The organism is Kitasatospora sp. NPDC058218 (assembly GCF_042882445.1).
Classification (GTDB): Bacteria; Actinomycetota; Actinomycetes; order Streptomycetales; family Streptomycetaceae; genus Kitasatospora.
In genome coordinates, this window is the sequence record NZ_JBHVWC010000133.1 from 1 (window position 1) to 8,260 (window position 8,260).

The 8,260-nt window shown below is 73.8% G+C and carries 11 protein-coding genes; 5 read left to right on the plus strand and 6 right to left on the minus strand.

The window, feature by feature from the left end; translation table 11 throughout:
- Window positions 1-92: 92 nt before the first annotated feature.
- The 4 genes from ACFVYI_RS41890 to ACFVYI_RS41905 form a co-directional block, all read right to left on the minus strand.
- Window positions 93-656 (minus strand): hypothetical protein, encoded by a 564-nt coding sequence (locus tag ACFVYI_RS41890; protein WP_387895270.1) that lies wholly within the window; start codon window positions 654-656, stop codon window positions 93-95.
- Between the two features lie 407 nt (window positions 657-1,063).
- A complete protein-coding gene (locus ACFVYI_RS41895) occupies window positions 1,064-1,651 on the minus strand; it encodes a lytic polysaccharide monooxygenase (RefSeq protein ID WP_387895272.1) in 588 nt (195 codons plus the stop codon).
- Window positions 1,652-1,996: 345 nt separating this feature from the next.
- Entirely contained in the window at window positions 1,997-2,635 is a 639-nt protein-coding gene (locus ACFVYI_RS41900; RefSeq protein WP_387895274.1) for a histone deacetylase, read from the minus strand.
- Between the two features lie 122 nt (window positions 2,636-2,757).
- Complete coding sequence (locus ACFVYI_RS41905; protein ID WP_387895277.1) at window positions 2,758-2,985, minus strand: amphi-Trp domain-containing protein; 228 nt, start codon at window positions 2,983-2,985, stop codon at window positions 2,758-2,760.
- A gap of 187 nt (window positions 2,986-3,172) precedes the next feature.
- Here ACFVYI_RS41905 and ACFVYI_RS41910 point away from each other — a divergent pair, with 187 nt between their 5' ends.
- The 5 genes from ACFVYI_RS41910 to ACFVYI_RS41930 all read left to right on the plus strand — a co-directional run bounded on the left by ACFVYI_RS41910 (window position 3,173) and on the right by ACFVYI_RS41930 (window position 6,507).
- Window positions 3,173-4,120: a S8 family serine peptidase gene (locus ACFVYI_RS41910; protein WP_387895280.1), complete on the plus strand. Its 948-nt coding sequence runs from the start codon at window positions 3,173-3,175 to the stop codon at window positions 4,118-4,120.
- A gap of 66 nt (window positions 4,121-4,186) precedes the next feature.
- Window positions 4,187-4,423 carry a hypothetical protein gene (locus ACFVYI_RS41915; protein ID WP_387895282.1) on the plus strand — a complete coding sequence of 79 codons (237 nt, stop codon included), beginning with the start codon at window positions 4,187-4,189 and terminating at the stop codon, window positions 4,421-4,423.
- Between the two features lie 137 nt (window positions 4,424-4,560).
- On the plus strand, window positions 4,561-5,529 hold the full coding sequence (locus ACFVYI_RS41920; RefSeq protein ID WP_387895285.1) for a hypothetical protein: 969 nt from the start codon (window positions 4,561-4,563) through the stop codon (window positions 5,527-5,529).
- 419 nt (window positions 5,530-5,948) lie between these two features.
- Window positions 5,949-6,230, plus strand: coding sequence for a hypothetical protein (locus ACFVYI_RS41925; RefSeq protein WP_387895288.1), 282 nt, complete (start codon window positions 5,949-5,951; stop codon window positions 6,228-6,230).
- A gap of 34 nt (window positions 6,231-6,264) precedes the next feature.
- A complete protein-coding gene (locus ACFVYI_RS41930) occupies window positions 6,265-6,507 on the plus strand; it encodes a hypothetical protein (protein WP_387895291.1) in 243 nt (80 codons plus the stop codon).
- Window positions 6,508-6,798: 291 nt separating this feature from the next.
- Here the strand turns inward: ACFVYI_RS41930 and ACFVYI_RS41935 are convergent, their stop codons facing one another.
- Both ACFVYI_RS41935 and ACFVYI_RS41940 read right to left on the minus strand, forming a co-directional pair.
- Complete coding sequence (locus ACFVYI_RS41935) at window positions 6,799-7,122, minus strand: plasmid stabilization protein (RefSeq protein WP_387895294.1); 324 nt, start codon at window positions 7,120-7,122, stop codon at window positions 6,799-6,801.
- A gap of 124 nt (window positions 7,123-7,246) precedes the next feature.
- Entirely contained in the window at window positions 7,247-8,143 is an 897-nt protein-coding gene (locus ACFVYI_RS41940; protein ID WP_387895296.1) for an immunity 49 family protein, read from the minus strand.
- Between the last annotated feature and the right edge of the window lie 117 nt (window positions 8,144-8,260).

An 8,260-nucleotide genomic window follows, 5' to 3' on the forward strand; every position in this document is an offset into this window, starting at 1 on the left:
GCCCGTGTACGGCGTCGTACACGGGCCGGGCGACGGGGGACCCGCCGGGAGCGGCTGCCGCCGCCGAGCCGTCGCGGTGCCCGGAACCAGGATCAGCCGCGCGCACCGGACCGGCGGCGCAGCAGGGCGAAGCCGAGCGCACCCGCGCCGACGGCGGCCGCGGCGCTGCCGCCGATCAGCTTGGTGCCGGTGTCGTCGAGCGCGCCGCTGCCGTCTCCGGCCTGGGCGGCGCCCTGGGGCACGGTCTTGACCTGCGGGGCCTGGCTGGGCTGAGCGCCGTCGGCCGGCTTGACGACCGGCCCGCTGCTCGGGGTGGCGGTGGGCGTGGCGACGGCCGGAGCCGCCTGGGGGGCCTTGGGGTCGCCGGGACGGGCGGTGGACGTGGCGACGGCCGGTGCCGGCTGGGAGGGGCGGGCGGTCGGCGTGGCCACGGCCGGTGCCGGCTGGGAGGGGCGGGCGGTGGGCGTGGCCACGGCCGGTCCGGGCTGGTCGGGGTTGTCGACGGCCGGGGCGGTGGGAGCCGGGGTCTTGACCCCGTCGGCCCAGGCCTGGCCACCGGAGACGGTGGCGAACAGGGCCGCCCCCGCTATGGTGCAGCCCGCCAGTGCCCGGCGGGCGGTCGAGCTGGTGGTGCGGGTGGAGCGGTGCTTCGACATACGGCGTCTCTCCTTGTCGCAGTACGCGGCCGGCCGGTGCGGGCGGCGCGTCCTGACCGACAGTAGGAGGGCCTTGTCGCGGTCCCCGGGAGGTCGTGTCACGGCCGCCCATCGGCTGCGTAACAGTCGGCCGTGACGTTGCAGAGGCCTGCCCCGCAACCGTCACGGGCAGCCCCGTGCCGGCCCCGGGCGGCCGCACCGGCCCCCTCACCGGGCTGGGTCGGCGCACGTCACCGGGCTCGGTTGGCGCACGTCACCGGGCCGGGTCGGCCGAGCGGGCTGGTCGGCCGGTCGAGCGCGCCCGGTCCGGCGCCCCGCCGTTCGCGGAGAGGGCGCCGGACCGGGGGTCTCGGACCGGTGTGCCGGGCAGGGAGGCCGACGGGCGTCGGTGCGGCACTGACGTCAGATCAGAACTTCACGTCGGTGCAGGAGTAGAAGGAGTTGTTGGTGTCGGCGATCTCCCAGACCGCCAGGACGACGTGGTGGCCCGTGCGGCCGGTGGGCAGGGTGCCGGTGTGGGTGGTCGTGGCGGCGGGCTGGCGGCCGTTGTAGTTGACGGTCAGGAACGGGGTCAGGTCCAGGTTGGCCCGGGTGATCTTCTGGGTCGCGTCGTAACCGGGCTTGGTGAGGTAGTACTTGAACGTGGTCGTGGCGTGCCGGGCCTCGATGTTCCAGGTGAAGGTGAGCTGTTGACCCGCCGTCACGGCGGTGGTCGGCCAGTTGCCGTTGCGCGGGGCGTCCAGCGGGGCCCAGCGCGCGTCGGCGCCGGCGCAGATGGTGCCGTCGGCCGGTCCGCGGGTGGGGAAGCCCTTCGGCCCTTCGACGCTCTGCGGCTCCCACTGGATGTCGCCGCAGTTGGTGACGACGCCCGCGCCGCACAGTGCGGCCCGGCTGGGCGGCAGGTTGATGAAGCCGTGCGACTGCGCCGGCAGGGCCAGCGTGAGCGGCAGCGCGATCGCGGCTGCGGCCGCGCCGGCGAGATGACGTTTGCGCATGGTGCTCCTCCGTGGGGGTGGATGGAGTGTGCGCCCGACGCAGGGCGCGCGCGTGGGGGTGCGGCGGCCGTTGATCTCTTGGCATGCCTGCGCCAGGTCGGTGTGGTCCCACCGTAGGAGTCACGACCCCGCGCCGTCAATGGTCTGAACCATTCACCGGCCTTTTGAACGCTCTTCCCCGGCGAGGGCGTTCACCGTTCCCGGGCCCGCCGAGGAGGCGGCCGCCCGGTCCGGCCGCGGCGGGTCGCACGGGCGGGGTCGGGGGCAGGGGTGGGAGCGACGGTCCGTGCGGGCGGCCCCGGTCGCGGTGCGCGGCGCGGGTCCGTCACTGGCCGGACGGCGCCGTCAGTCGCCGCCGGCCACGTCCTCCAGGGCGCGCAGGAGGGTGGCGGAGCTCCACCGTGCGGTGGCACCCGGGCGGGTCCCGAGGTAGTCGGCGGTCCGCCGGAGGCTCCAGCCGTGCGCCTGGACGAGACCGGCGGCGATGGTGCGCAGATACGCGGCGCGTGGTGCCGCCAGATCGGCATCGGCGAGAGCGCCGGGCGCGGTGAACGTCAGGACGGGGATGCCGTCGAGGGAGCCCGGGCACACCAGCGTCTCGTACCGGCCCGGCCCCAGCTGGTCCCGGCCGACGCCGAGGGCGCCGGCCAGCGGGAGGTCGGCTCCCGGCTCCCGGTGCATCTCCTGCGCGGCGATGTCGCCGAACTGCCCGGTGGTGAGCAGATAGGCGCGCGCGGGCACCTCGCCGCCCCCGGCCGGGTCGTAGAAGGCCATCCCGCCGCCCCAGACCGCCGACTCCAGGGCGAAGTACAGCAGCCCGGGCAGTACCACCGGCTCGGCCCGCTCGGGCGGCCGCCCGTCCCGGCAGCCGGGGTGGGTCCGGGCACCACCCGGCGGCCGTCCGCCGCGGAGATAGCAGGCCAGCCGCTCGGTGCACATGTTGGAGCCGTACGCCGCGTACCAGACGCGGTCGGGCGCGCCCATGGCCGCGGCTTCCAGGGGGTGGGGCCGCAGGTGCGGCACTGCGTCGCGGCGTGGCGTCAGCCGGCTGACGGTCCGTCGAGGCCCCGACCCGGCCCGAGTCGCAGCGGTGGCGTCGGGTCGGCCTACGTGGTCCGCCACTTGAATTCGATCTCCAGCTCGATCTCCCCGTCCTCGACCTCGACCTCGATCTCGGTCCGGAGTTCGTCGGGAATGCGCAGGGTGAGCGTCCCGGGGCCCAGGTCCAGCTCGGCGCTGCCGCCGTGCCTCAGCGCCTCCGCGAGCGCGGTGAGCCGGTCGGCGGCCTCCTGGCGTGACAACGAGGACTTCTGCTCGAACTTGAGGTCGCTCACGGATGCCTCCAACCCGGGAACTGCAGATGTGTCCCATTGTGACCCCGTCGCCCGCAGCGGGCATCCGACCACCGGGACGGTGTGGCCGGAGGCCCGGCTCCGGTGCCGGATAGCTGCCGAACGGGCTACGGTGGTGGTGTGGAGCGGATGTGTCGAGAGTAAGTCCGGTACGCACCATGGACCTCCGATGACCAGCTGTCGCGGCGACCCCCGAGCGGGTGGGCCGGTGAGGGCGCCCGGCCCGCCGGAGCTGCCCACCCCGTTGGAGCTGCCCGGTCCGCTGGAGCTGGTGGCGCTCGGCGCCCTGATGGCCCGCACGGCAGGGCGGCCGGAGTTAGTCGTCGGCCTTGTCGACGGTCCGGTCGCGGCCGGGCATCCCGACCTCTCGGGCGGTCGCGTCCGGCAGCTCGCCGGCCCGCACCCGGCCGGGTGCGCGGTGCCCACGAGTGCGTCCTGTCGGCACGGCACCTTCGTGGCCGGCATCCTGGCCGGCCGCCGCGGCTGCGCCGCCCCCGCCATCTGCCCCGGCTGCACCCTGCTGGTACGACCGATCTTCGGCGAGGCGGACCCCGGTGCCCGGCGCATGCCCAGCGCCGCCCCCGACGAACTCGCCGAGGCGATCGTCGCCGTGGTCGATGCCGGCGCCACGGTCGTCAACATCAGCGCCGATCTCAGCTGGCCGTCCGCTCGCGATGCGCGCACGCTCACCGAGGCCCTGGATCACGCGACCCGGCACGCCGTCGTCGTCGCGGCGGCGGGGAACCGGGGAGTGGTGGGCAGCTCGGCCCTCACCCGCCACCCGGGGGTCATCCCGGTCGCCGCGTGCGACGCCCGGGGAAGACCGCTGGGCTACTCGAACCTCGGCGCGCTGACCGCCCGGCGCGGGCTGAGCGCGCCCGGCGAGGGCGTCGTCAGCCTGGCCACCGGCCACGGGCAGGCCCCGGTCGGCGGCACCAGTGTGGCGGCGCCGCTCGTCACCGGGACCGTCGCCCTGCTCTGGTCACTGTTCCCGGCCGTCGGCGTCGCCGAGATGCGCTGGGCCGTCTCCGACGCCGCCCTTCGGCGCAGGGCGGTGGTGCCGCCCGTCCTGGACGCGGCGGGCGCGCATCGGCGGCTGGCCGCCATGCACCGCTGAAGGAGCCCCGCACCGCTGAAGCCCCGCACCGTTCAAGCCCCGCAGCGCTGATGGAGAGGAGAGGACATGACAGCAACCGACGGGACCCCGGGCGACGACGCCGCGGCCGAGCGGGCCCGCCCGACGCCACGGGTCCGGCTGCCCGGCTTCATCTCCGACGAGGAGACCGGTCTCGGCGACGTGGTCAAGCGCGTCACCTCGACGTTCGGAATCCGGCCGTGCGGCGGCTGCGAGCGGCGCGCCGAGACGCTCAACCGCTGGGTCGGCTTCGGGGCCGCACCACGCCGGGGCCCGGGCCGGTGACGGCGAGCGGCCGAGTTACCGGACCGGCCGACAGGACGGACCGGGAGTAGGACCGCGAGCACGCACCCACATCGGGGCGAGCAACAGGAAACAACAGGAAGCGACAGGAAGAGCGACGAGCAGAGAGGGCCAGACCGATGGAGGAACTCCGCACGGATCAGATCGAGTTGGCCGATCCTCCGGCACAGGCTCCGGACGAGTCCGTGGTGCCGGCACCGGACGGTCCGGCAGCGCCGGCGGCCGAGATCCACGGGCCGGCCACCGTCACCCCGTCCGGGCAGGAGACCTGCTCGACCTGCGGGGGTGCCACCGCCGCCGACACCGGTGGCGCGGCCTCACCGGCCTACGTCTACGCGCTCGGCCGCGTCGAGGCGCGCTTCCCCACCCTCGGTGTGGAGAAGGAGTTCGTCCAGGTCGCCGGCCGGACGGACACGGCCGGGCTGACCGACCGCGAGACGCTCCGGGCGGTGCTCGGCCGGCCCGAACACCGGTACATCGCACGGCAGCTCTGCTGGGTGTTCACCGTCGCCGGCCTGGAGACCTACGTGCTGCGCCCGCGCGACCCGGCCGACTGGGCACTGCTGGTCGAGGCGGTCCGGTCGACGCCGGATCCCGGTGACGTGGACGTGGTCATCGGCCTTCGCGGGCCGACCGTCTCCCCCGAGCTCTGCAACGGTCTGATGGTGCCGGTGGTGGCCTTCGACCAGCTCTACTCCTTCGACCGCAAGACCCTGATCGACAGCCTGCCCTGTCCGGAGGACGCCGACCCCGAGCGCTTCCGGGCCACCGCCGACCAGCTCTTCGACCGCGTCATCCAACTGGCCGACAACGCCGGCTCGACGGACGAGCACCGGGCGATCAACTACCTGGCCGTTCGCTACCCGGCCATCTACTCCCGTACCACCGAGGCCTTCGGCGCCCAGCAGTCGCTGACGGGGGTGGAGGTGCGCCCCTCGCGCCTGGCCAGAACCCGCATGATCGTGAACGTCGTCTTCTCCTACACCGGCCGCGAGACCGACGTCACGGAGAAGTACTTCGTCCGTGTCGACGTGACGGAGGAGTTCCCCTTCCTCGTCACCCGGCTGCAGCCGTACTACGACCGGTAGCCGCCTCGCCCGCCCGAGGTCGCCGAGCAAGGTTCGCCGCACGTGGTTCACCGAGCAGGGTTCGCCGAGCAAGGAGAGCCGAGAAAGAAGGCGCTGGAGAAAGCATCGAGAGAGACCGCGAGAGAGAGCTGCGAAGAAGCCTTACGAGCTGCACAGAGAAGGAGGCTCGGGCATGAGGACACCTGGATTTGCCGCGGAGGCCGTGATCGGCCCGCCGGCGAGTCACCACCGAGCATCGACCCAGTACTCCTCGGCCTTCGAAGGCGTTCGGCCCGCCCAGTCCGAAGTGTTCTGCGGCGTCTGCGCCATGGGTGGATTCGGCTGCGGGAAGAAGTGCGAGCCGTGCTTCCTCGGCCTGTTCGATTGTTGCGAAAGCGTCTGCACGGAGACCATGCAGTAGTGAGGAAGGAGGTCCCGGCATGCTGGTGCCAGGATTCACGGCGGAGGTGGTGCTGTCCGCCGCAGGAGGTACCTACCGTACGGTCTCCGACCGGTCGGCCGGTCGTCCGGGCACGTCGGTGACGCCGAGTGCCGCGATCGGGATCGGTGAGGGCTGCATCCAGGGCTGTGTGTGCGTGGTGGCCGAGGGTTGTCCCTGCTGCGACGTCGTCGCGACGAAGCAGCCGGACATCCGTGAGTCGACGGTCACCCGACGGCCCGCCGGCAACCGCTTCAACGGGGCGTACGCCAAGAAGGCGTGACGCCGACGACCCCGACAGCCGAAGGAGGAGAGCGATGACGCCGGGTTTCACGGCCGCGCGGACGCTGGACGCCGCACGCGGCCGGTACTGGTCGAAGGCGGGAGCGGGGGCCGGAGGCGGCAGGAAGGCGGCCGTCACGGCGCAGAGTTCGTCCGTCTCGGGGGCGGATGCCAGGACGTTCTGCCTGGGGGGCGTGCTCTCGGTCGTCAGTGTGGACCGGGACGAGAACGGCAACGTGGTCAACTGGCACATCATCGACGAGGTCGGGAGCTGCTGACACCCGTCGGCGCAGCCGGTGACGCATCGGGGTCGCGGAGGACGTCCTCCGCGACCCCGGTGCGCGAGCGGGCGGCCCGGCCCGGCCGGTCACACCCCGGCGGGTTCGGGTTGCGGCGGCGGCGCCGGATCCGGGGCCGGGAACGGCGGCACGGGCGGCGGTACGGGGTCGGGTTCCTCGCCGGGGCGCGGCCGGGGGGCCGGGTGCGGGAACGGTTCGGTGTCCGGGTTCGGGGGTGCGGGTCTGGTCATCATGGCCACCTCTCGCTGCGGGCGTTGTGGTGGGCCGGGTTCAGCGGCCGAGTGCGTGTTCCAGCTGCCGCTTGTTCATCTTCGAACGGCCCTTGATGTTGCGCTGCTCGGCCTCGTTGTACAACTGGTCGTAGGTGCGGCCCCCGGCGCCCTCGTGGGACCGCAGTCCGCCCCGGCGGCCCGAGGAGATGTCGTGGGTGGAACTCCGGCTGGCGCTCTTCGACTCGCCGTGCCTGGCCCGCTCCTTGTTCACCGTCCGGGCGGCGATCTCCTCGGCCGGCTTCTCGCTCGTGCCACGCTCCAGCACGCTCTCCTTGATGTGCTCGTACTGGCGCTCCCGCTTGGGGCTCGATCCTCGGGGCATGGCAGTCCTCCTCTCCTCCCAGGCTGCGGGTACCCGGTTGCCGGGCGCCGAATCGGGGGAGAGCGGGAAACCGCCGCCGCCCCGGCCGGAGGGCGGCGGCCTGGGACGGGGCGGCGGCCTGGTCCTACTCCTTCGGGGCGTGCAGCAGGCTCTCCGGCAGGTAGCCGGAGCGGAGCTCCAGCTGCCAGCCGTGCGCCTGGACGGCGAGCGCGGCCAGGGCGATGGTGCCGACCGGCAGCAGGGTCCTCGGCTCCGGGTCGGGGCCCACGCCGTCGCGGTGGTGGCCGAGGCGCTCGGCCAGGGCCTGCTCGAAGGCCGGCCGGTCGTCGTCGAGGAGGACGCGGAGCAGCCGCTGGTCCGGGGTGAGCGCACCGGCCGCGTCCAGCCGGCGGGCCGCCTCGGCCCGCGTCGGTGCGTCCGGCTTGGCGACCGGGTCGGGGGCGAGCCGCATGGCGGGCCAGGTGCCGACCATGTCGGCCAGGTACCCGCACAGCGCGTCCATCTCGGCGAGGTCGGCGGGGTCCGAAACCGACTCCAGCCGCGAGTAGGGCACCCCGTCACGGATCGCCGGCGCGTAGTCGTCCTTGAGCAGCGGGCCCACCACGCGCGCCGGCTCCCGGAGCATGCCCGTGATCGCGCTGAGTGCGAACGCCTCCGACCAGGTCCGTGCCGTGGGCGCCTGGTCCACGGCGTCCCCGAAGGAGAGCTGTTCGCTGCTGAGGGTCTCGTCGATCAGCGGGAAGAAGACCTCGAAGTCACCGTCCGGGAAGGCGCCCAGGCCCAGCACCCCGAGGGCGCTCTCGGCCGCGGTCCGCAGCACGAGTCGGTCGGAGGCGGCGGTGAGCGCCGGGTCCCGCAGGGTGCACGCGGCGACGTGGTCGAGGAGTTCGTCGCGCAGCTCGGCCAACCCCTTGAGCGACAGGGAGTCGTAGCGGAGCCCGTGCCAGCGGTAGAAGGCCTGCCGGCGTACGTTGTCGAGCGCCCGATCGATGCGCTCCTGGCCGACCTCGTGACATGTCACTTCTCGCACGACTGTTGCCCTTCTGATGATCATCCCGGTTGACCGGCCGACGCTACCAGGGCTGTCGTGGACCGCGCTGTGGAGGAGCCCGGCGCCCGCCCGCGGCCGGAACGGACC

Excerpts from the sequence above, each read along its gene's own strand:
- ACFVYI_RS41890 (WP_387895270.1), bottom strand. The coding sequence starts at position 656 with ATGTCGAAGCACCGCTCCACCCGCACCACCAGCTCGACCGCCCGCCGG.
- ACFVYI_RS41895 (WP_387895272.1), bottom strand. The coding sequence starts at position 1,651 with ATGCGCAAACGTCATCTCGCCGGCGCGGCCGCAGCCGCGATCGCGCTG.
- ACFVYI_RS41900 (WP_387895274.1), bottom strand. The coding sequence starts at position 2,635 with ATGGGCGCGCCCGACCGCGTCTGGTACGCGGCGTACGGCTCCAACATG.
- ACFVYI_RS41910 (WP_387895280.1), top strand. The coding sequence starts at position 3,173 with ATGACCAGCTGTCGCGGCGACCCCCGAGCGGGTGGGCCGGTGAGGGCG.
- ACFVYI_RS41915 (WP_387895282.1), top strand. The coding sequence starts at position 4,187 with ATGACAGCAACCGACGGGACCCCGGGCGACGACGCCGCGGCCGAGCGG.
- ACFVYI_RS41920 (WP_387895285.1), top strand. The coding sequence starts at position 4,561 with ATGGAGGAACTCCGCACGGATCAGATCGAGTTGGCCGATCCTCCGGCA.
- ACFVYI_RS41925 (WP_387895288.1), top strand. The coding sequence starts at position 5,949 with ATGCTGGTGCCAGGATTCACGGCGGAGGTGGTGCTGTCCGCCGCAGGA.
- ACFVYI_RS41930 (WP_387895291.1), top strand. The coding sequence starts at position 6,265 with ATGACGCCGGGTTTCACGGCCGCGCGGACGCTGGACGCCGCACGCGGC.
- ACFVYI_RS41935 (WP_387895294.1), bottom strand. The coding sequence starts at position 7,122 with ATGCCCCGAGGATCGAGCCCCAAGCGGGAGCGCCAGTACGAGCACATC.